Here is a 22,215-nt window from a genome sequence, read left to right on the forward strand (position 1 = left end):
GTCCATTTAGTCACAACGACCCGTGAGAGAAGAGCCATGAAATTAAAAATTGGCGACCCCGCCCCCCAGTTCACCGCGACGACCACCGATAACAGTGCTGTCAAATTGTCCGATTATTTTGGCCGCAAACTGGTGCTGTATTTCTACCCCATGGACGATACTCCTGGTTGCGCCAAACAGGCTTGCTCCCTGCGCGACCATTACCAGGAAATTCAGGACAAGGACGCTGCGATTCTGGGCGTTTCCACCCAGGATGTGGGTTCCCACCAGCGCTTCACCGAAAAGTACAATATCAGCTTCCCGCTGATTGCCGATACCGATGGCGCGGTCAGTCGCGCCTATGGCGCCATGGGCGGCGGAGTGATGGGAACAGCCGCCAGCCTGTTTGGCGTGGCGAACCGCATTACTTACCTGATCGACGAGAGCGGTCATATTGCCCATATCATCGACAAGCCGAATTGCGCGAACCATGCGGAGGAAGTGCTTAAGCTGTTGTAAGTTTTTCTTACGTTTGTTCTGTTCGGTTGCAGACGAATCCATGCCACCATAGTGATCATAAAACGAATGACTACCGGCGCTACCCCATCCTTACAGCCGTCCATCCAGGAATCCGCTCCTACTCTCCCATGGGAGAATGGCGCGGCCAGCCAACAGGGAGGTCGCCATGAACAACAGGATCGCTGGGGACTTTTCCAGCTACACAACCAGGAAGGACTGCTGGCGATTGTGGCCGATGGCATGGGCGGGCATCGGGAGGGCGCGCTGGGGGCGCAAATCGTTATCGACACCGCCCGGGATTTCATTCTGCATCCGCCGTTGTCCCTGGAAACGGATCCTCCCGCCGCGCTCAACCAGTTGAGCCGGCGCATGCATGAAATAATCAACAGCCGGTCGGAAACCGCTCGCAGTACGCTGGTCATGGTCTGGCTGGCGGGCGGGCGGGCCTACTGGCTGAATATCGGCGACAGCCGCCTCTATCATTTCCGGCAGGGCCATCGCTTGATGCGCACTCGCGATCATTCCGTGGTCCAATTGCTGACCGATCTTGGTGAAATCCAGGAGTCCGAGATGGGCGCGCATCCAGCGCAAAACCGGCTTTACCGCTGCCTGGGCGGCGAAGAATTGCCGCGACCGGACCAGGGTAACTTGGCCATCGAAGCCGGTGATCTGTTGGCGCTCTGCTCAGATGGCGTCTGGGAGCATGTGACCGAAAGCGAGTTTTGGATGACCACCCGGGATCATGGCCTGGCAGTCGCCGCTCATCGATTGATTGAGATGGCTGTGCAGCGCGGTGGCGCGGATGCTGATAACGCAACGCTGGTGCTGTTGCGCATGGATCCAGGCGCCGCGAGCGATGCTCCGCGCTGGCTGCGCTGGCTATCGGCGGGGTTCAGCTCGTTGCTCAACCGCGACCGGCGCTAGGCAGGTCCACCGATTGCGCCAACAACGTCCACTGCAAAGGGCAGCTCGATGACTGAAGAAACCAACGCCCTGCCCAATGGCTATAACCTGCACCGCTATCAGATCGAAGGGGTGTTGGGCGCCGGCGGTTTTGGCATCACCTATCGGGCCATCCACGAAGCCCTGCAAAACGAGGTCGCGATCAAGGAGTATTTCCCGGCGGAATGGGCCTATCGCGATCACAATGGCGTCAATGTCCGCCCGAATGCCCAAGGACAAATCCCCGCCCGGCAGAGCGAGCCTCCCTGCTACCAGTGGGGCCTGGAACGCTTCCTGGATGAAGCCAAGATTCTGGTGCAAGTTAATCATCCCGGCGTGGTGCGGGTGCGCGATTACTTTGCAGCGAACGGCAGCGCTTATATCGTGATGGAATATGAGGATGGCGAATCGCTGAGCGCTATGTTGCAACGTGGCGGTATTCTCCCCGAGCATGAATTGCACCGCCTATTGAACGACGTTATGCCGGCGCTGGAAGCCGTGCATAGTCAGAATTATCTGCACCGGGATCTCAAGCCGAGCAATCTTTACATTCGCAGTCGCGACGGCCATGTCATGCTGCTCGACTTCGGCGCCGCCCGACAAGCGTTGGGGCGGCGCACCCGTAGCGTTACCAGCGTCGTGACGCCGGGTTACTCACCCATCGAGCAATATGTGACCGTTGGCGAGGATTACGGTCCCTGGACCGATATCTATGCCCTTGGCGCGGTCATGTACCGCTGCATCACCGGCGCACCACCTATTGAAGCGCCAGGCCGGGTACTGAAGGACCCTGTCCAGCCGGCCATGGAAGTTGGTGCGGGTCTTTATTCGCGTGGATTGTTGCAAGTCGTCGACCAAGCGCTGGCGGTTCGACCCGAAGACCGTTTTCAGAGCGTGGCCGCCATGCGGCAGGCGTTGCTGCAAGCGACTGACCAATCGAACAGTCAGGTTGATTTCTCTCCGGTGCCGCCCATCCGGTCCGATTTGCTGGATTTACCCTCATCAACTTCTCTGCGCTTCGAACCCCTTACACCGCCGCGGCCGGGATCGGCGCCGCCAGCGCCCCATTGGCCTGATAAGCAAACGCCGCCAGCGCCCAAGCGACCTTCTACCCCTTCGCATCCTTTAGCGCCCATCCATGAACCGCCTGAGTATGAGTCGCTCTCCCCGACCGTTGAATCGCTGCCTGACTTGACACTGGATCAGATCGAACCGCGCGCGCCATCACGAGCGATTGACAGCGAACCCTCCTCTGCGCCGCTTCAGTCTACGGAGAGTGATCTTTCTTTGCCGATGCTGGAGAACATTTGGGAGCATCTGGACGAGGGCCAATCTGAAGTTTCTCCGGCAAAACCGGCCATGCAAGCCCCTCAGCAACCGCCCCTGGAACCGTCGAAGTCTTTGCTCAAGCGATCGCCTAAATCGGCGCTGGAACATCTTAAAAAAGTCTCGGCCAAGCGGGGAAACTCGATGAGCATCCCTGTCGAGCAGGTAGAACCTCTTTCATCGCCGCGATCGCGAACCCATCCTATCGCAGAAGAAGCGGTTGCTCAGCAAGCGCTGGCGGCGGCTCCGCAGATCGCGCCTGAGCCAGGTAAACCGGCGCCTGACACCCAAAGGATCAATTGGAAACGAGCGTTATTGGTTGCATTTGGTATCTCGGCATTTCTTGGAGTCGGTTTGCTTTCCTATGAGTACTACCAGGCTATCCAGGCGCGGCAGCAGCTTGAAGCCGCCGCCCTGAAAAAACAGGAGGAGGAAGAAGCAGCCCGTCGCGCTCAGGAAGAAGCCCGACAACGCGAAGCGAAACTCACGGGTTATATCAATCAGGCTCGTGAATTCATCGCCAAACGGGAGTGGCGTCAGGCTCACAGCGCCCTGGAGCAAGCAGCAGCGATCGATCGCCAGTATCCAGCGCTAATAGCGGCTCAAAGTGAATTGATCACGGCGGAACGCTCGGTGCCTCCCCCCCGGACATTCACCGATCCTATCACTGGCATCGAGTTGAACTGGGTTGAAGGCGGCTGTTTCAACATGGGCAGCCCATCGATCGAACGAGATCGCGGTAGCGACGAATCCCTTCATCAGGTCTGTGTAGCGGGTTTCTGGATCGGCAAAACCGAAGTGACTAACAGCCAATTTCGCCGTTTTAAACCCAGGCATGATAGCGGCTCTTTCCAGGGGCGTTCCCTGGATACGGACCTGCAACCGGTAGTCAACTTAAACTGGGACGACGCGCAGGCTTTCACCGAGTGGTTGACCTGGGAATCGGGCGCAGGCAAACGATTTCGACTGCCGACCGAAGCAGAATGGGAATACGCGACCCGGGCTGGAACCGATACCCGGTATTATTGGGGCAACACCATTGATCCTCGCTATGCCAACTTCTCCGACCGTAACGATCCAACTGGCGCGTCCATCGGCAATTTGGACGATGGCCAGTCGGTCAGCGCGCAGGTGGGGAGTTATCTACCGAACGCCCTCGGGTTGCATGATGTGGCGGGGAATGTCTGGGAATGGACTTGTTCTGAATATTACTCAAATTACTCAGGCGAGGAGCAACGCTGTTCCGCCAAACGGTCCGGCCAGGGTCAACGGGTTGCGCGGGGAGGATCCTGGAATAATGGCGCGGGCGATTTGCGCTCGGCCAAACGTTTGCCCCGAAAACCGGGCGACCGCGATGCGCTGACCGGTTTCCGGGTGATCATGGAGGAATGAGCTAGGCTTTGGGGCGGCGGCTAACCAGGAAAGTAGCGGTTCCCTCGACCACCACCTTGTCGCCGACCGTGCAGACCGTGCTCATGACAACGCGCCGGCGTTCCTGGACAATCTCCTGAACGGTGCAAAGCGCGGTGACAGTGTCTCCGATGCGCACCGGGGCCTTGAAACGCAATTGTTGATCCACGTAGACCGCGCCAGGGCCGGGCAGGCGGGTGCCCGCCACGCAGGAAATCAGGCCAGCGCAGAACATGCCGTGGGCGATACGGCTTTTAAACTGGGTCTGAGTAGCAAACACTTCATTGCAGTGGATGGGGTTATTATCGCCGGTCAATCCCGCAAACAGGACAACATCGGTTTCAGTAACGGTTTTAGCGTGAGAAGCACCCATGCCAACCGCAAGGTCTTCCAGATAATAACCATGCAAGGTATCGTTATAACCTTCATGAGTGGGATACATGTTTTCATCATCTCCGAATGGATTGAATGTTCCACTGGCCAGTCGCCGAACGGGAAACGCATGGCCTACACGTAAACGTGTGGATTCAGGCGAAATACCGAACTTGCGCACCGACCGCCTAACCAATAATCAATAAAGACATTGCATTGCCGGGGGCGACTAAATACCATAACTTAAAAACGCTTAACCCGATGGGTTCATTTCAAAATCACGAGCAACCCCAAGCAAAGGTCAACAATGAAAATTTTAGTCGCCGTAAAACGGGTCGTAGACTACAACGTCAAGGTTCGAGCTAAAGCCGATGGTTCCGGCGTGGAAACCGCTAACGTCAAAATGTCCATGAATCCCTTCGATGAAATCGCCGTGGAAGAAGCCGTGCGCCTGCAGGAAGCTGGCAAGATCAAGGAGATCGTCGCCGTATCGCTGGGCGTCCCCACCTGCCAGGACACCATCCGCACTGCGCTGGCCATGGGCGCTGATCGGGGCATTCTGGTGGAAACCGATGTCGAACTGCAACCGCTGGCGGTCGCCAAGCTGCTCAAGGCTGTGGTGGAAAAGGAAAAGCCGGACATGATCATTCTCGGCAAGCAGGCCATCGATGACGACGCCAATCAGACCGGCCAGATGCTGGCCGCGTTGCTGGGGTGGCCACAGGGCGCGTTCGCCTCCAAGGTTGAAGTAGGCGAAGGAACGGTCAACGTGACCCGTGAAGTGGACGGCGGTCTGGAAACCGTAGCTTTGAAACTGCCTGCCGTGATTACGACCGACCTGCGTTTGAATGAACCGCGTTTCGTCAAGCTGCCCAATATCATGAAGGCTAAGAAGAAGCCCCTGGAAGTGCTGAAGCCGGCGGATCTGGGCGTGGACCCTGCACCGCGTCTGACCACCCTCAAGGTGCAGGAACCGCCCAAGCGCCAGGCCGGCATCAAGGTCGACAGCGTTGCCGCGCTGGTCGACAAGCTGCACAAAGAAGCCCACGTCATCTAAGGCCCGCGAGTACCGATCATGAGCATTCTGGTTATTGCCGAACACGATAACGCCGTCCTCAAGGCGGCGACGCTGAATACCATTACCGCCGCGGCGCAATTAGGCGACGATATCCACGTCCTGGTCGCGGGTCAGAGCTGTGGCGCGGTCGCCGAGGCCGCCGCCCAGGTCGTGGGGGTCAAAAAAGTCCTGGTGGCCGACGCCGCGCACTATGCCCATCAACTGGCCGAGAATGTCGCAGCGCTGGTGGTCAGCCTGGCAAGCGGTTACAGCCATATCCTGGCCCCGGCCACCGCCGCAGGCAAAAACATGCTGCCGCGCGTGGCCGCCCTGCTGGACGTGGCGCAAATCTCCGACATTATCAAGGTCGAGAGCGCTGATACGTTCATCCGTCCCATTTACGCCGGCAACGTGCTGGCCACCGTTCAAACCAGCGATGCGGTCAAGGTGATCACCGTGCGCGGCACGGCGTTCCCAGCGGCGGCAACGGGCGGTTCAGCGAGCGTTGAATCAGTCAACCTAGCGGCGGATGCCGGCGTCTCCAGTTTTGTCGGTCAGCAACTCACCCAGTCCGACCGGCCGGAATTGACCGCCGCGCGCATTATCATCTCGGGTGGACGCGGCATGGGCAACGGCGAGAATTTCAAGTTGTTGGAGGATGTAGCCGACAAACTCGGCGCGGCGGTGGGCGCTTCCCGCGCCGCCGTGGACTCCGGTTTCGTGCCTAATGATTACCAGGTGGGCCAAACCGGCAAGGTGGTCGCTCCAGAACTGTACATTGCGGTCGGCATCTCCGGCGCCATTCAGCATTTGGCCGGCATGAAGGACAGCAAGGTTATTGCCGCCATTAACAAGGACGAGGAGGCGCCGATCTTCCAGGTCGCTGATTATGGTCTGGTGGCTGACTTGTTTACCGCCGTGCCTGAATTATCCACAGAGTTGGACAAGCTAAAAGCGGCGGGTTAAAACCACTGTCGTTCCCTGTCATCCCTTCCCCGGCCCCTCTCCCTTTCTATCAGGGGGAGGATGCTAACCCCCTTCCCCGAATCTCCAGAAATTTTAAGGAGGCGTTATGACCGCCTATTTCGCCCCAACCCGCGACATGCAGTTTGTGATCAATGAACTTGCTGGACTGAACGAGGTTACGGCATTGCCAGCTTTCGCTGAACAGGAAGTGAATCCTGAACTGGTGGAAGCCGTGCTGGAAGAAGCCGCCAAGCTGGCCACTGAAGTGCTGGCGCCGCTGAACAAGACCGGCGATATTCTGGGCGCGCGCCTGGATCCACAGAAAGGCGTCATTCCTGCGGATGGCTTCGCCGAGGCTTATCAGAAATTCATCGATGGCGGTTGGAACGGCTTGGCCAGTTCAGTCGAACACGGCGGCCAGAGTTTGCCGGAATTGATCAACACCGCGACTCAGGAGATGTGGAATTCCGCCAACATGTCTTTTGCCCTGTGTCCGATGTTGAATGGCGGCGCGATCGAGGCGATCAGCCGCGTCGGTTCCGCCGAGCAAAAGGCGCTCTATCTGCAGCAATTAGTTAGCGGCGAGTGGACTGGCACCATGAACCTGACCGAATCGCAGGCCGGCTCCGATCTGTCGGCGGTGCGCACCCGCGCCGTGCCGGAGGGTGATCATTACCGGATTTTCGGCCAGAAAATTTTTATCACCTGGGGCGAGCACAACATGGCGCCCAACACCATTCATCTGGTGCTGGCCCGCACCCCGGACGCGCCCGAAGGCGTGAAGGGCATCTCACTGTTTATTGTCCCCAAGTTTCTGGTGAACGCCGACGGTTCGCTGGGCGCGCGTAATGATGTCCACGCCGTATCCCTGGAACACAAGCTGGGCATTCACGCCAGTCCAACCTGTGTCATGGCGTTTGGCGACCAGGATGGCGCAATCGGCTATCTGGTCGGCGAGGAGAACAAGGGCCTGGCCTATATGTTCATTATGATGAACGAAGCGCGCTTCAAGGTCGGTTTGCAGGGCCTGGCGATTGGCGAGCGCGCTTATCAGGGTGCGCGGGAATACGCCAAGGATCGGGCGCAGGGCCGTCCGGTCGGGGTCAGGAGCGGTGACCGGGTCACTATCATTCATCATCCGGATGTGCGGCGGATGCTGATGACTATGAAGGCGCAGAATGAAGCGATGCGAGCGCTGGCCTATGTCACCGCGCAGCACATGGATCTAGCCCGTCATCATCCCGATCCGGCGGTGCGCCAGACACATCAAGCGCGGGTGGATCTGTTGATCCCGGTGGTGAAGGGCTGGGAGACTGAGTTGGGTATTGAGATTGCCTCGCTGGGCGTGCAGGTGCATGGCGGCATGGGTTTTGTCGAGGAAACCGGCGCCTGTCAACACTTGCGCGATTCGCGCATCGCCACCATTTATGAAGGCACCACCGGTATCCAGGCTGCCGATCTGGCGGGGCGCAAGCTAAGCATGGATCAGGGTGCGGCGATGCGGGCGCTGATTGCCGAGATGGACACAATCGCCAAAGAGCTAGGTTCAGCCTCAGGCGATGATCTGGCGACGATCCGCGCGGGTTTGGACGAAGGCGTCCGATCGCTGACCGAAGCGACCCAGTGGATGCTGGCCAGCCGGGACCCGAACGCCGTGATGGCGGTGTCGGTGGATTACCTGATGCTGGTCGGCTACGTCTGCGGCGGCTGGCAAATGGCCCGCGCGGCTCAGGTGGCGCAAAACAAGCTGATGACTGGGCAAGATCCGGTGTTTCATGAAGCCAAGTTGATCACTTCCCGCTTCTACATGGAACATGTGCTGCCCAAAGCCAGCGCGCTGTTGCGTTCGGTCCAGCAGGGCGGCGTTTCGATCATGGCGTTGACCGAGGAGCAGTTTTAGGAGCTTTCCCGACTTGCCGAAAGGGGAGACCGAAGAACATTCAGTGTTCTCGGTATAGGGCATCGTACTCTCTACAGAGAAATCCCCAGTCTAAAGGCCCAGGGCCGTTAAGTTCTGCTGATTCTGATGGGTAGGGCGGGTTAGCGTAGCGTAACCCGCCACCGCCGAAGTCCAGCAAAATCGGCGGGTTACGAGCTGACGCTCTAACCCGCCCTACACAGAATTTAACAGCCCTGTGGTCTAAAGGCCGGGGAGGATGTCAAAAAATCACCTCTGCGCCACCCAGGTCAGCGCCGCCGCCGCCGCTTCCCGAACCCGGTTGGAGGCCGTGCCGCCCAGCACATCGCGGGCCGCCACGGAACCTTCTAAAGTCAGCACTGCAAACACATCTTCCTCGATCAACGGTGAAAAGCGTTGCAGTTCCGCCAGCGTCATTTCCGCCAGATCCCGTCCGGTCTTCACGCCAAGCCGCACTGTCTGACCCACGACTTCATGGGCGTCGCGGAACGGCAACCCCTTGCGCACCAGATAATCCGCCAGGTCGGTAGCGGTCGCAAAACCGCGCCGGGCGGATTGCAACATCTTCTCGCGTTTCGGGCGCAAGGCTGGAATCAGATCGGCAAACGCCCGCAGGCAACCGAGAACCGTGTCCACTGTATCGAATAACGGTTCCTTGTCTTCCTGATTATCCTTGTTATAAGCCAATGGCTGACTTTTCATCAGGGTCAGCAACGCGATCAAATGCCCGTTTACCCGCCCGACCTTGCCGCGCACCAGCTCCGGCACATCGGGATTTTTCTTCTGCGGCATGATCGAGGAGCCGGTGCAGAACCGATCCGGCAGTTCCACAAAATCGAATTGCGCCGAGGACCACAGCACCAACTCCTCGGCCATCCGTGAGAGATGGGTCAGCAGAATCGCCGCAACAGCCGTGAATTCAATGGCGAAATCCCGGTCGCTGACCGCATCCAGCGAATTGGCGCAGGGCGCAGCGAACCCAAGCAGTTCGGCAGTGTAGGCGCGATCCAGCGGATAACTGGTTCCCGCCAGCGCTGCTGCGCCCAGCGGCATGATGTTCACTCGCTTGCGGCAATCCATCAACCGTTCGTAATCTCGCTTCACCATCTCGAACCAGGCCAGCAGGTGATGGCCGAAGGTCACCGGCTGGGCGACTTGCAAATGGGTGAATCCCGGCATGATGGTCTCCGCTTCGCGCATCGCCAGTTCCGCCAGCCCGCCCAGAAACCGCTTCATCTCAGCCAGAATCGCGTCGATGACGTCGCGCAGGTAGAGGCGAATGTCGGTCGCAACCTGGTCATTGCGCGAACGTCCAGTATGCAGGCGCTTACCAGCGTCGCCAATCCGCTCGGTCAGGCGCGCTTCAATGTTCATGTGGACATCTTCCAGCGCAGTGGACCAGGCGAACTCGCCGCGTTCGATCTCGCCGCGAATCGCCTCCAGTCCCTCGACAATCGCTGCGCAATCCGCCTCGGACAGGACGCCAATCCGCGCCAGCATCCGGGCATGGGCAATGGAGCCTTGAATATCCTGCCGGTACATGCGGCGGTCAAAATCCACCGAGGCGGTGAACGCTGCGACGAAGGCATCGGTGCTCTCGGTGAATCGCCCACCCCAGGTCTGATTGGTTTGTTGATTAGTTTGTTGGTCGCTCATGGCATCGCCTGTGTTTGCGATAATTATCGACCGACCAGGGCGACTGCGCCCAAAGCAGCGCTCCGCAGTCTCTGGAATAGCAAATCGAGCACAAAGCTAATAAAAACCAGGGTCAAGGACATGCCCTTGACCAGTGGACGGCCAAGAAATTTGAAGATAACGACAATCAGATTCTCGACATAGCCAGCGACTTCCTTGGAAAATTGCGCCGCTTGATGCAGCATCCAGGCCAGATGGTCAAGCAGGGTGGCGGTTGCTGTCAGCACCAAGCCGACCGTCCCCACGACCAGCGCGCCGACTTTCGAGAGAATCCAGTAGATCGCCTTGCCAATCATTTTCAGCACAAAGGCGCTGCCGACGATCACTGGGTTGCCGCCAGCCGCAGCCGAGTTCAACCAGGATTCGATTTTTCCCGGCGACAGTTCTGCTTCCCGTGACGCCGCTTCCAGGCCCGACCAACTGAGCGAAGCGACAGCGCTGGTGTAGCTAGGCATCAAATGAGCATCGATGCTGATCAGACCGCGATTGCCATTTCTGACCGACAGTCCCTGCTTGCCGACAGGCGCATGTTGAAAAGGGAAAACCGGAATCATGGGCACCGGATCGGAGGTGTGATAGGCGCGGAACATGTTGTCAACGCCAACCCGTGATGACAGGCTTTCGGCGAACAGCCCTATCCCGGTGCGGGGAGCGCCGAAAGTATAGAGCTTAACGGCGCCGGCCTGAGCAGCCGAAAGGCAGTCGGCGCCAAGATTGGCGAGCGCGCCGCCCAGGCTGTGGCCTACGCAATGAATGAGGGTCGGATTGCGGTTGCGGAGGAACGTCATGATGTCCGGCGCAAAGGATTTCCACACCTCATTGAAGCCCGCATGCACCGGGTAGCCGCCAGGTCCTAGTTGCAGTCCAATATTCAGGTTGCTCAACCAGTCGGGTTTGCTTTGCGTGCCGCGCGTCGCGAGCAACACCTCGCCTTGGTAGTTTCCCTGGCCGGCAGCGATATAGCCAAAGCCGGTAATTTCTTTCCAGGCAATCAGACCGCCTGATTTACCGGTAAAACGTGATGAGTCATCAATGGCAAACATATCCTCGCAACCCAGTTCGCCACCGCGAGCCTGTAATTCCGATATGGAGCGACTCATCAAGCGATAGACGCCTGTCGCAATAGCCGCCGCCTGTTGCGGATTCAAAGTACTCATGATTTCTCCTGTTGGACTTTTGGCAATTCAACGAATATCGCAAATGCCATAAATCTCGCCTTTGCGGCTCGGCTCGTTTTCAAGGCGGCAGACCAGGGAAATCGGTTTACCCTGAAGTTCGCCATTCTCCTCATAGTTCATCTTATCGAACATCCATGCCTTGTATTCCTTACCCTGGTGCAGGATGAGCAAGGTCTGTTCAATAAATGGTTGGTGGGGCAGAAATGAACCGAGCAAAGAACTCCTGAAAATAGCAGGCAGGCGGAATTCGCCATTTGCATCAGTCACGGCCTCATCGCTGCCGGTTTCCTTGCCCCAGGCCCAGATGAATTTGCGACTAATAACCGCGCCGGCGACTGGCTGATTCTGGCTAAGGACGACCCCTTGAACTGCCGAAAATATACAAAGCTTACCCATCGCGTTGGCCTTTTCGATCACGGTAAAGAATAACAGGGCGAAAATCAGACTTCCCCCCAAGCATTGAAGCATGACCTGCTTTTTCATAGAACCCCTGGATTCTTCAAATAACCATAGCGGCGCTGTCGGTGAATCGTCCGCCGCGGATTTGCCTGGTTGGTCGCGCATGGCGTCGCCCGTGTATTGAAAACAGAAGGGATGCTACACAAGACTATGGAGGCCAGCAACGACCTGCGGCGCGTCAATCCATTGCTTGCGCCTGCTAATGCGCATATTCTTTGCGCATGACCGACCCAAGAGTATTCACCATGTTTGCCCTCTATGATCCATCTGCCCCGAAAAAACCGACTAATCTGAGCATTAACAGTGATCTGCTCAAAAAAGCCCGAGAACAGGAAGTCAATCTGTCCGCGACTCTGGAACAGGCGCTGGCGGAACAACTTCGACAGCGTCAGAAGGCGCACTGGCTGGCTCAGAACCATGAGGCGATCACGGCTTACAATGACTATGTCGATCAACAGGGGGTCTTCAGCGACGGGTTGCGGAGCTTCTGATGGCCCAATTCACGGTCTACCGCAACGCCAACCGCCGCACCCGTAACACCATCCCTTATCTGCTCGATGTACAAAGCGACCTGCTAGCCGATCTGCGTACGCGAGTGGTGATCCCGCTCGCGCTTTCCGCCCATCTCAACGATCGGTCGATGACAACGCTAACGCCGACCTTTGAACTGAAAGGTCAAACCCTCGTGCTGCTGACCCCGCAGCTGGCCGGTATTCCCCTCCAGGAACTGGGTGAACCCATCACCGATTGGACAACTCATCGCGACCGGATTATTGCTGCTCTGGATTTTCTACTCACCGGCATTTAACGCCGACCTGCTCTATGCTGTTATATAGATAACCCTACGATCCATATCAGATCATGCTCACCGATACCCTGCGCATTGCCACCCGTAAAAGTCCTCTCGCCCTCTGGCAGGCTGAACACGTTGCCGAGCGTCTCCGCCAGGCCCATCCTGGTTTATCCGTGAAACTGGTGGGCATGGTGACCCAGGGCGATAGAATTCTCGACAGCCCGCTGGCCCGGATCGGCGGCAAGGGCTTGTTCGTCAAAGAGCTGGAGCAGGGATTGCTGGACGGTCGCGCCGATATCGCCGTGCATTCCATGAAGGATGTGCCGGTCGCCTTCCCGGAGAAGCTGGGTCTACCCGTCATTCTGGCCCGCGAAGATCCCCGCGATGCTTTCGTATCGCGCCATTATTCCCATCCCGACGCCTTGCCCATCCATGCCCGGATCGGCACTTCCAGCCTGCGCCGTCAGTGCCAGTTCACCGCCCGCTATCCCGGTTGGGAAATTCGCAGCTTGCGCGGTAATGTCGGCAGCCGGCTGGCCAAACTAGATGCCGGTGAGTTTGACGCCATTCTGCTGGCCGCCGCCGGTTTAAAACGACTGGGTCTGGAAGAGCGCATCACGCTGGCGCTGGCGCCGGAATTCAGTCTGCCAGCCATTGGCCAGGGTGCGATTGGCGTGGAATGCCGGCTGGATGATGGCCGAACCCGGGAACTGATTGCCGCGCTAGATGATCCCGCCACTCACATTCGGGTTGCGGCGGAACGCGCCTTTAATGCCCGCTTGCAGGGTGGTTGCCAGGTTCCCATCGCTGGCCATGCGGTGCTGAACCAGGAACGCATCTGGTTAAGGGGTCTGGTGGGCGAACCGGATGGCAGTCGAATCGTTGTCGGCGAACGGGAAGGTCCGGCAACGGCGGCGGAAGCGCTGGGGGTGGAACTGGCCGAGGAACTGCTCGAACGCGGGGCTGGGGCTATTTTGCGCCGGTTAATGGCGACATGATCATGGATGCGCCCTCTCCCTCAACTCCTCTCCCGCTTGCAGGTGAAGGGGGACGATGCCTGAACGGCTTGCGGGTGCTGGTCACTCGCCCGGAACATCAGGCTGATCCGTTGTGCCGACTGATCGAGCAACACGGTGGCGTCGCCATTCGTTATCCGACGCTGGTTATCGCGGAACCGCGCGACTGGAAGCCGACGCTGGCGATTCTAGACCGATTGGCCGATTACGACCTGGCGATTTTCACCAGTGTGAATGCCGTGGATCGCGCACTACCGCTGATTCAGGAACGTGGGGGCTTCCCGGCTCGGCTCGACATCGCCGCTATTGGCCAGGCGACTGCGCGGGCGCTGGAACGGCAAGGCGTTACCCGCTGTTTGCGACCCGAACAGAGTTTTACCAGTGAAGCCCTGCTGGCGCTGCCTCGTCTGCGCCAGGTCAACGCACAAAACATGGTCATCGTTTGCGGCGAAGGGGGCCGGGAATATCTGGCTGACACCCTGACCGCGCGCGGCGCGCAAGTCGATCGGGCTGAGGTTTACCGCCGCGAACCGCCTGCTACAGATACCAAATCGTTTATGGATTCCTGGGCGCGCGATGGAATCGGCGTCATTGTCATCACCAGCACCGAGAGCCTGCGCAATCTTTTTGATATGCTAAAGACCGTCGGGCAAAACAAATTGCGTGACACGCCTCTGGTCGTGGTCAGCGCCCGCATCCGGCAAATCGCTGTGGAATATGGCTGCCGCTATCTCCTGCTTGCCCAGGAAGCCAGCGATGAGGCCCTCCTTGCCGCTCTGTTCGGCCTGACGACGAATCCACCACCACCTCTTTGGTAACGCGACATGACAGATCAAAAATCCGACACTGACAGCACACCAACCAGTCCAACGCTCGACAAACCCACACAGCCTGCAAGCTCAGTGACTGCATCAAGCACACCGGCGGCGCCCCCTTCTCCACCTGCGCCTAAAAGCGGCCGGGGATTAGCGGCGTTCTCCTTGCTCATCGCCTTGGGTGCGGCGGGCGGCAGTGGCTATCTCTGGTATTTGTGGCAACAGGAACAGGCGACTCAGACCAGCAAACTGGATCAGGCGGTCAAGCAGGCGATCGCGCAGCGCGACACGGAATTTCAAGCGCTCAAAACTACGATCGGCGAACTACAGGCGCTCAAGGGTCCGATTGACCAGAACAAGGAGGCTGTGGGGCAATTACGCACCGAAGACCAAAATCTCAGGGAAAAATTGCTGGGGTTGACCGGCGACCTGCAACCTTTGAAAAACGCTCTTGAGCTGCAAAAAGGCGAAGCGGAAGTCGTCAACAACGAGATCAAACTGTTGCGAGAGAGCCATGAGGCGCACAAGAGTTCAACGCAAAAGGAACGGCGGACGCTTGACGAGAAAATCCAGGAACAGCAAACCCTCCTGGCCCAATTGAGCGAGCATCTGCAAAATCTGCAACTCAGCCATAACGGCCTGACAGACCATCTGGAAACCGTCAAAATGATCGCTTCCAAGGGCGGCGACATCAATGCTTTCCCCTTGGCGGAGGTTGATTATCTGCTGCGTCTGGCCGACACCAAGCTCAAGCTGGAGCGGAATGTGGATGCCGCTCGCCTCGCATTGAGCGCTGCTCAACAACAATTGCAGACGGTGGACGAAAAAGGGCTGGCGCCGGTGCAGACCATGGTCGGCGAAGCCATCGCCAGCCTGCGCGGCGTGCGACTACCCAATATTACCGCGCTCGCCCACAAACTGGTCGAGATGGAAACGCAAGTTAACGGCTTGCCATTAAAACTCAATTCGGATACGCCGGATATCAAGGATCGCGTGAAGCCTGCCAACACGGTCGCTTTAAGCGATGATGCCGAACGCTCCCAGTGGGATCGCATCAGCGAGGCGGTCTGGAATCAGTTCAAGGACATCGTCGTCATTCGCCACCAGCGCACCGAAGCGCCGCCGCTGATTGCTCCCGAAGACGAATTTTTCCTGCGCCAGAATTTACGGTTGGAATTGGAAACCTTGCGCACTGCTCTGTTGCGGGGCGATGCCCAGACCTTCCAGGATTCGTATAATCAGGTGCGCGACTGGACAGAGCGCTACTTTGATGTCGATGACCAAAAGGTCGGTGCATTCCTGGCTGAGTTGCAAGGTTTGCAAGCCGTGCAATTTAATCCCTATATTCCCGATTTAGCCGGTCTCAGAAAAGCATTCCAGGAGTTTATCACCCAACGATTGCCCATTCGCGCCATGCGCCCGGCATCGGCGGCTTCCGTTACCGCACAACCCGCGCCAGAAGCGGCGCAACCTGTCACAGCATCCACCGAGTCCGCGCCGGGAGCGGCGCAACCTGCCATGGAGTCGACTGAATCGCCGACGATGAAGAATGAGGAGGCGCAACCATGAGATTATTGCTCGGCATCATTATTACGTTATTCATCTCGGTGTGGATGGCGCTCTCGCTGCGGGAAGATCCCGGTTATGCCATGTTTAGCATGGGAGAATGGACGGTTGAAACCAGCCTGACTTTTTTTGTGATCTTCCTGGTTTTCGCCTTTTTTATCTTCTACTTGCTCGTGCGTTTGGCCATCCGGCTTTGGCAAACGCCCACCCAGACGCTGGAAGCCAATCAGCGACGGTTACAGAAAAGAGCACGCCGATTGTTTGATCTCGGCATTCGGCAACTCTCCGCCGGTCAATGGGCGGCGGCTGAGAAAACCTTGCTTAAAGGCGCAGATTCCAGCGAAAGCCCGGCTCTACACTACTTGGGCGCGGCGCGGGCCGCCCATCATCTCCACGATGTCAAGTGGCGGCGCGATTTGCATCTGCGCCGGGCCGAGGACTTGCCGGAATCTGACAAAACCACCGTGCAACTAACCCGTGCAGAATTCCTGTTGGAAGATGGAGATGCCGAACAGGCCCGCGCTATTTTGGAATCGTTGTACACCCTTAACCCTCGCCATCCCGGCATCCTGCAATGGCTGGCCAAGACCTATCAATCTCTGAAAGCCTGGGAACCGCTGCAAAAACTGTTGCCGGAAGTGCAGAAACAGAAGGCGCTAGGCGCTGAACTGTTCGCGGAGCTACAGGCCCAAACCTATCATGCGTTGTTGGAGATTACCGCTGCTGGCGGTTCCCTGGAAGCGTTGCGCGCATTGTGGAAACAAGCGCCGGTTGTGCTGCGCGAAGAGGATGAAGCCTTTCTGGTTGCTTACGCCACGGCTCTGTGCGAATGCCAGGCTATTGAGGATGCCGAGGCGCTGTTGCGCGAAGCGATTGATCGGCGCTGGAACGCGAAACTGGTGGTGGGCTATGGCATGCTGGGAAGGGGCAACGCCACGGCGCAACTGGCGACTGCCGAAGGCTGGCTGGAACGGCATGGCGACGATCCGTATTTGCTGCTGACCTTGGGCCGACTAGCCAAGCGTTGCCAGCAAAACGCCAAGGCGCGCAACTATCTGGAACGCAGCATTCAGATTATGCCCACGCCGGATGCTTACCAGGAACTGGGCGATTTGCTGGAGTCTTTGCACGAACTGACTTATGCTGGCCAGTGCTTCCACGCTGGGTTGCGGTTGCTGGTTGGCAAGCCGCGGGAACAGCATGGCGCAATGTTGCCCGCGACTGATCAGGCGCAGCTTGAAGGGCCAGATCAGGCTCCTGCAACGGCAGCGGCGGCGGCCTGACGCCATACCATACCGGCGAGTCGTCGGCGAGTCGTTGAAAAAGCGGGTCGCCGGATTTTTTTTGGTTCTTCGAGGGTTCTTGTGGAACCTACACCATAGGTCGGGCATAAGCGCCGCGTTGCCCGACAACGCGCATGTCGGGTACGTCCTGTATCCGACTTACCGACTGACCCTTAGGTCAGGGAATGCGTGTGTCTGGAGCAAGCCAAGCAAGAATCTGAACGAAAATTAATGACTATTAGTCACAGAGGAGGTAATTATGCGGTATTCAAGAGTTTTTTTTGGAGCAATCGTCCTGCTGGCCTCTATCGTGGCGTGGGCGGCTTTCGAAGTAACCCCTGCGGTACAGAAGGAACTCGATCAAGCGGCTGAGGCTGTAAAAGGGTGGGCAGCCGATCCCGTCATTGTCAACGCCGTGGCGGCGCAAAACCAGAAAGGACCTATTTCTGGTATGGACAATGCCAAGTGGAAATCGGTGCGTCGCAGCGATGCTCTGATCAAGGAGTTTCAAAGCAACGACGCAGCTCAATGGCTCAAGCAAAAACTCGATGCCTCGCAAGGTTTGTACAGCGAAGCTTTCCTCAACGCCAACCAAGGCGAAAAAGTCGCGTTTGTGGCAAAGACCAGCTCTTATCTTCACAAAGGCAGCGCCAAGTTCGAGAAACCTTTCACCACAGGTCAAACCTGGCAAGGTGAACCTGAATTTGATGAAAGCTCGCAGACTCACCAAATTCAGATATCGGCTCCGGTGCTGGCCGACGGCAAACCCATTGGCGTCCTGGTTGTCGGCGTCAACTTGACCAAATTAGCCGAGCTGTCCAAGTAATGGGCAAGTGACCTCGCTTGCGCCCGGCCAGCGAGGCTGGGCGTTATCTATGGACTAGAGGTAAAGATGCTATGCGTCTGAAAATGAAAGTATGGGGAATAAAAGCCCGCCTGGTTTCTGCCTGTGCGCTGATCGTATTGCTGGGAAGCGGGATGGGTCTTTGGAATCTGAGCAATTTCCGCTGGGCAGGCGCCATGTTCCAGGTCGCCAGCCACGAAGCTCTACCTGCTGTTGACTACCTCACTGAGGCGGATCGTGACATGCAGCAGGCGCTGGTCGCCGAACGCAGCCTGATGTTTGTGCGGCAGGCATCTGAGAACGCGACCAAGTTGCGTAAGTCGCATGAGGAAAACCTGCAACAGGTAAAAAGTCGCTGGCAAAAATATCAGGCCATTCCGGCAAACGCCGAGGAGCGCCAATTCTGGCCCGAATTCGAGAGCGCTTTGGCTGAATGGGAGCAGACATCCAAGGAAATTCTGTCGCTCTTAGCTCAGGATTCGCCGGCCGAACGGCTGGACGCCATCGATATTTCACTCAGCGAAGGCGCCGCCAAGTTCGAGGCGGCGCGGGATATTCTAAGCAAGCTGACGGAATTGCGCTTGCAGAAAGCCCATACCTTTGCTGAACAAGTCCAAGCAGCGATCACGCGGACCACTCGCTGGACGCTGGGATTGGTCGCGGCCTTGCTGATAGCAGGCGGATTACTCGGATTTCTGCCGGCCCGCTCGATCGTTCGCACCCTTAATCAAATGGTGGCGGGAACCGAACAGGCGGCAACCGGTGATTTAACCGTGCAAGTGTTGGTGAAAAAAAAGGATGAACTCGGCCAGATGGGGGAAGCCATAAACCAGATGATGTCTCGTTTTCGTGATAGCATGATGCAAATTCAACAGGCGGCTCGCCGGACAACCGAGGCTTCTCATCAGTTAGCGCAGGGTAGCGAACAACTCGCCGATGGCGCTCAGCAACAAGCCGCCTCCCTGGAGCAAACCGCAGCCTCTCTGGAAGAAATAACCAGCACGATCAAACAGAGCGCGGATAACGCCCATCAGGCAAACCAGATGGCGGTAACCACTCAATCGAGCGTAGAGCGGAGTGGCGTAGTCGTACTGGAGGTAGTCGAAGCGATGACGGCCATCCGTCAAAGCAACCAAAAAATTAACGATATCGTGGGGGTCATCGACGAATTTGCCTTTCAGACCAACCTGCTGGCGCTCAACGCCGCTGTAGAAGCAGCGCGCGCCGGCGAGCAGGGGCGGGGTTTTGCCGTCGTCGCCGGGGAAGTGCGCAAGCTGGCTCAGCGCAGCGCCGATGCCGCAAAAGAGATCAGGGCACTGATTGTGGATACCACCGCCAAGATCAAAACCGGCTCGGACATGGCGAATCAGGCGGGCGCAGTGTTAAACGAAATCATGGATGGTGTGAGAAAGGTCGTTGACCTCATTGGTGAAATCAGCATTGCCGCTCAAGAGCAGGCCCAAGGGATCGAACAGATCAACCGGACCATGATTCAGGTCGATTCCATCACTCAAAAAAATGCAACACAAACAAATCATTTTGCCGCCATTGCCAAGACACTGTCGACCCAGGCGAGTGAGTTTGAAAATCAAGTCGATCATTTTAAGCTGTGTTAGGGCAATGTCTGATGACGTCGTTTGACCAAAAATACGGTCAAACGCTTTTGCCCGTGTATAATGACGCGCTTTGAAACTGTCTCAAATAACAACTTTCGCCCCTTGCCGACCATCCGGCGCCGACCGATGGGCTTTTTTTACCGTAAGTACGGGACGAAGGCTGAAAAGCAATCAATGAGGAATCTCCATGGAAAGCATTTTGAACCTGCTGATCCCCCCAGCTTCAGCCCAGGCCGCCGGTGGCGCTGGCGGAGGAATGGGCCTGTTGAATCTATTATTCCCGATTATTCTGATTGGCGCCTTTTACTTCCTGCTCATTCGTCCGCAGACCAAGCGCGCCAAGGAACACAAACAGATGGTCGACGCGCTCAAGAAAGGCGATGAGATCGTGAGCGGCGGCGGTATGCTGGGCCGGATTACCGAAGTCGGCGAGAACTTTGTACAAGTCGAACTCGCCGAGAATGTCCAGATCAGGATCCAGAAGCAGGCGATCAGTTCCCTGATGCCCAAAGGCACCTACAAGGGCAGCCTGTAGATCGATCATCGCCCTCTGCGGCCTTCACGGAAACCGCTGTTTCATGTCTACCTATACTTTGAATCAATATCCCTGGTGGAAATACCTGCTGATCGGGCTGGTCATGCTCTGGGGATTTATCTTTGCCCTCCCCAACCTGTTTGGCGAAGATCCCGCTGTACAGATTTCCGGGGCGCGAGAGCACGTCACTATCGATGCGTCGCTGCAAAACCGGGTCGTGGGGCTGCTCAGCGCTGAGAACTTACCTTACAAACGACTGGAACTAGAAGACAGCCGTTTGCTCGTCCGCTTTACCGATCCTGATGAACAACTCAAGGCCGCCGATATCCTGAAGGACCGGCTGGGCCGCGACTACATTGTCGCGCTCAATCTGGCTTCCTCCGAGCCGGGGTTCCTGCGGGCGCTGGGGTTAAGTCCCATGTATCTCGGTCTCGACCTGCGCGGCGGGGTGCATTTCCTGATGCAGGTCGACATGGACGCGACGCTCAAGCAGGTCGAAGAAAGTTATGTCGAGGAAATCCGCGCCCAGTTACGCAGTGAGAAAATCTTCTACGCTTCGGTCGGTCGCGCCGCGAGTGGCGGAGTGTTGGTGGAATTCAAAGACACCGGTGAACGCGACAAAGCAGCGCAGGCGTTGCACAAGAATCTCCCGTCTCTGCAACAGGACGAACCAGGTCCGCTGAGCCTGAAATTGACGCTTGGCGAGCCGGAAATCCGTGAAAAACGCGACTTTGCCCTGCAACAAAACATCACCACTCTGCGCAACCGGGTCAATGAACTCGGCGTGGCTGAACCGATTATTCAGCAACAAGGCAACGACCGCATCGTCGTTCAACTGCCCGGCGTGCAGGATACCGCTCGCGCCAAGGAAATTCTCGGCGCAACGGCAACCCTGGAATTCCGGCTGGCCGACGAGGAAAACGACTGGTATCAGGCCGAGTCCACCAAACGCATCCCGCTGAACTCCCGGTTATACAAGGACCGCGAAGGCCGCCCGGTGCTGCTGCAAAAACGAGTGATGCTGACCGGCGATTCCATCGTCGACGCCGCCTCCGGCCTGGACTCGCAAAGCGGTAGCCCGGCAGTATTCGTCACCCTGGATGGAAAAGGCGCCAAACGTTTTGAAGACGCCACCAAGGACAACATTGGCAAACGCATGGGGGTGGTGTTCATCGAGAACAAGACCGAAACCAAGCGAGTCGATGGCGAATTAAAGAAAACGTCTTATACCGTTGAGGAAGTCATCAACGTCGCCACCATCCGCGACCGACTCAGCCGCCGTTTCCAGATCACCGGCCTGGACAGCACCCGCGAAGCTCGCGATCTGGCGCTGCTGCTAAGAGCCGGCGCGCTGGCCAGTCCGATTGAGATTATCGAAGAACGCACGGTGGGTCCCAGCGCCGGCAAGGAAAACATCGACCAGGGTTTCCGCGCGGCGATGCTCTCGCTGGTAGTGATCGCCGCTTTCATGATTGGACGCTACAAATGGTTCGGCGGCATTGCGACCGCCGCCCTGGCTGCCAATGTGGTGCTGATTGTCGCCGCGCTGTCGATGTTGCAAGCCACTTTAACCTTGCCGGGCATTGCCGGCATCGTGCTGACCATGGGCATGGCGGTGGACGCCAATGTGCTGATCTACGAGCGCATCCGCGAAGAATTGCGGAATGGCAACACCCCACAGGCCGCGATTCACGCCGGTTTTGACCGGGCTTTTGATACGATTATCGACTCCAACCTGACCACGCTGATTGCCGCGATCATGTTATTCGGCTTTGGCACTGGCCCGATCAAGGGCTTTGCAGTCACGCTGAGCATCGGCATCCTGACATCCATGTTCACCGCGGTTACCGGCTCGCGGGCCTTGGTCAACTTCTTCTATGGCGGCCGCAAGCTGCAAGCACTGTCGGTCTGAACCAGGCTAGGAAA

The 22,215-nt window shown here is 57.6% G+C and carries 20 protein-coding genes; 16 read left to right on the forward strand and 4 right to left on the reverse strand.

From position 1 onward, the window contains the following. Window positions 1-36 precede the first annotated feature (36 nt). The 3 genes from H6973_09395 (at window position 37) to H6973_09405 (ending at window position 4,158) form a co-directional block, all read left to right on the forward strand. Window positions 37-498, forward strand: coding sequence for a peroxiredoxin (locus H6973_09395; GenBank protein ID MCP5125827.1), 462 nt, complete (start codon window positions 37-39; stop codon window positions 496-498). A gap of 66 nt (window positions 499-564) precedes the next feature. Continuing rightward, the gene (locus H6973_09400; GenBank protein MCP5125828.1) at window positions 565-1,422 is read left to right on the forward strand and encodes a serine/threonine-protein phosphatase; all 858 of its coding nucleotides are present in this window, start codon (window positions 565-567) and stop codon (window positions 1,420-1,422) included. A gap of 48 nt (window positions 1,423-1,470) precedes the next feature. Beyond that, entirely contained in the window at window positions 1,471-4,158 is a 2,688-nt protein-coding gene (locus H6973_09405; protein MCP5125829.1) for an SUMF1/EgtB/PvdO family nonheme iron enzyme, read from the forward strand. 1 nt (window position 4,159) lies between these two features. On the opposite strand, the gene H6973_09410 is transcribed toward H6973_09405, so the two are convergent. After that, window positions 4,160-4,618 (reverse strand): MaoC family dehydratase, encoded by a 459-nt coding sequence (locus tag H6973_09410; protein ID MCP5125830.1) that lies wholly within the window; start codon window positions 4,616-4,618, stop codon window positions 4,160-4,162. A gap of 237 nt (window positions 4,619-4,855) precedes the next feature. Between H6973_09410 and H6973_09415 the strand changes: the two genes are divergently transcribed. The 3 genes from H6973_09415 (at window position 4,856) to H6973_09425 (ending at window position 8,471) form a co-directional block, all read left to right on the forward strand. Next, window positions 4,856-5,605: an electron transfer flavoprotein subunit beta/FixA family protein gene (locus tag H6973_09415; protein ID MCP5125831.1), complete on the forward strand. Its 750-nt coding sequence runs from the start codon at window positions 4,856-4,858 to the stop codon at window positions 5,603-5,605. A gap of 18 nt (window positions 5,606-5,623) precedes the next feature. Beyond that, entirely contained in the window at window positions 5,624-6,571 is a 948-nt protein-coding gene (locus H6973_09420; protein MCP5125832.1) for an electron transfer flavoprotein subunit alpha/FixB family protein, read from the forward strand. 106 nt (window positions 6,572-6,677) lie between these two features. Continuing rightward, window positions 6,678-8,471 (forward strand): acyl-CoA dehydrogenase C-terminal domain-containing protein, encoded by a 1,794-nt coding sequence (locus tag H6973_09425; GenBank protein MCP5125833.1) that lies wholly within the window; start codon window positions 6,678-6,680, stop codon window positions 8,469-8,471. A 267-nt stretch (window positions 8,472-8,738) separates the two neighbouring features. On the opposite strand, the gene argH is transcribed toward H6973_09425, so the two are convergent. Genes argH through H6973_09440 form a run of 3 tightly spaced genes read right to left on the reverse strand, consistent with a single transcriptional unit; the run spans window position 8,739 to window position 11,758 of the window. Further along, window positions 8,739-10,145, reverse strand: coding sequence for an argininosuccinate lyase (gene argH, locus H6973_09430; protein ID MCP5125834.1), 1,407 nt, complete (start codon window positions 10,143-10,145; stop codon window positions 8,739-8,741). A 23-nt stretch (window positions 10,146-10,168) separates the two neighbouring features. Further along, window positions 10,169-11,341: a lipase family protein gene (locus tag H6973_09435; protein MCP5125835.1), complete on the reverse strand. Its 1,173-nt coding sequence runs from the start codon at window positions 11,339-11,341 to the stop codon at window positions 10,169-10,171. A 27-nt stretch (window positions 11,342-11,368) separates the two neighbouring features. Continuing rightward, complete coding sequence (locus H6973_09440) at window positions 11,369-11,758, reverse strand: carboxypeptidase regulatory-like domain-containing protein (GenBank protein ID MCP5125836.1); 390 nt, start codon at window positions 11,756-11,758, stop codon at window positions 11,369-11,371. 308 nt (window positions 11,759-12,066) lie between these two features. Here H6973_09440 and H6973_09445 point away from each other — a divergent pair, with 308 nt between their 5' ends. The 10 genes from H6973_09445 to secD all read left to right on the forward strand — a co-directional run bounded on the left by H6973_09445 (window position 12,067) and on the right by secD (window position 22,201). Continuing rightward, window positions 12,067-12,312 carry a type II toxin-antitoxin system CcdA family antitoxin gene (locus tag H6973_09445; protein MCP5125837.1) on the forward strand — a complete coding sequence of 82 codons (246 nt, stop codon included), beginning with the start codon at window positions 12,067-12,069 and terminating at the stop codon, window positions 12,310-12,312. After that, window positions 12,312-12,629 (forward strand): CcdB family protein, encoded by a 318-nt coding sequence (locus tag H6973_09450; protein MCP5125838.1) that lies wholly within the window; start codon window positions 12,312-12,314, stop codon window positions 12,627-12,629. The genes H6973_09445 and H6973_09450 overlap by 1 nt, the downstream gene beginning before the upstream one ends. A 53-nt stretch (window positions 12,630-12,682) precedes the next feature. Further along, entirely contained in the window at window positions 12,683-13,612 is a 930-nt protein-coding gene (gene hemC, locus H6973_09455) for a hydroxymethylbilane synthase (GenBank protein MCP5125839.1), read from the forward strand. A 2-nt stretch (window positions 13,613-13,614) separates the two neighbouring features. Then, the gene (locus H6973_09460; GenBank protein MCP5125840.1) at window positions 13,615-14,448 is read left to right on the forward strand and encodes a uroporphyrinogen-III synthase; all 834 of its coding nucleotides are present in this window, start codon (window positions 13,615-13,617) and stop codon (window positions 14,446-14,448) included. Window positions 14,449-14,454: 6 nt separating this feature from the next. Then, window positions 14,455-16,014: a uroporphyrinogen-III C-methyltransferase gene (locus H6973_09465; protein MCP5125841.1), complete on the forward strand. Its 1,560-nt coding sequence runs from the start codon at window positions 14,455-14,457 to the stop codon at window positions 16,012-16,014. Further along, entirely contained in the window at window positions 16,011-17,294 is a 1,284-nt protein-coding gene (locus H6973_09470) for a hypothetical protein (protein MCP5125842.1), read from the forward strand. Before H6973_09465 ends, H6973_09470 begins: the two co-directional genes overlap by 4 nt. A 259-nt stretch (window positions 17,295-17,553) precedes the next feature. After that, the gene (locus tag H6973_09475) at window positions 17,554-18,120 is read left to right on the forward strand and encodes a hypothetical protein (protein MCP5125843.1); all 567 of its coding nucleotides are present in this window, start codon (window positions 17,554-17,556) and stop codon (window positions 18,118-18,120) included. A 71-nt stretch (window positions 18,121-18,191) separates the two neighbouring features. Continuing rightward, on the forward strand, window positions 18,192-19,754 hold the full coding sequence (locus H6973_09480) for an MCP four helix bundle domain-containing protein (protein MCP5125844.1): 1,563 nt from the start codon (window positions 18,192-18,194) through the stop codon (window positions 19,752-19,754). Between the two features lie 187 nt (window positions 19,755-19,941). Further along, window positions 19,942-20,289: a preprotein translocase subunit YajC gene (gene yajC / locus H6973_09485; GenBank protein MCP5125845.1), complete on the forward strand. Its 348-nt coding sequence runs from the start codon at window positions 19,942-19,944 to the stop codon at window positions 20,287-20,289. 58 nt (window positions 20,290-20,347) lie between these two features. Continuing rightward, window positions 20,348-22,201, forward strand: coding sequence for a protein translocase subunit SecD (gene secD, locus H6973_09490; protein MCP5125846.1), 1,854 nt, complete (start codon window positions 20,348-20,350; stop codon window positions 22,199-22,201). The last annotated feature ends 14 nt before the right edge of the window (window positions 22,202-22,215 follow it).

The sequence above is a fragment of the Gammaproteobacteria bacterium genome (assembly GCA_024235095.1).
GTDB lineage: Bacteria > Pseudomonadota > Gammaproteobacteria > Competibacterales > Competibacteraceae > UBA2383.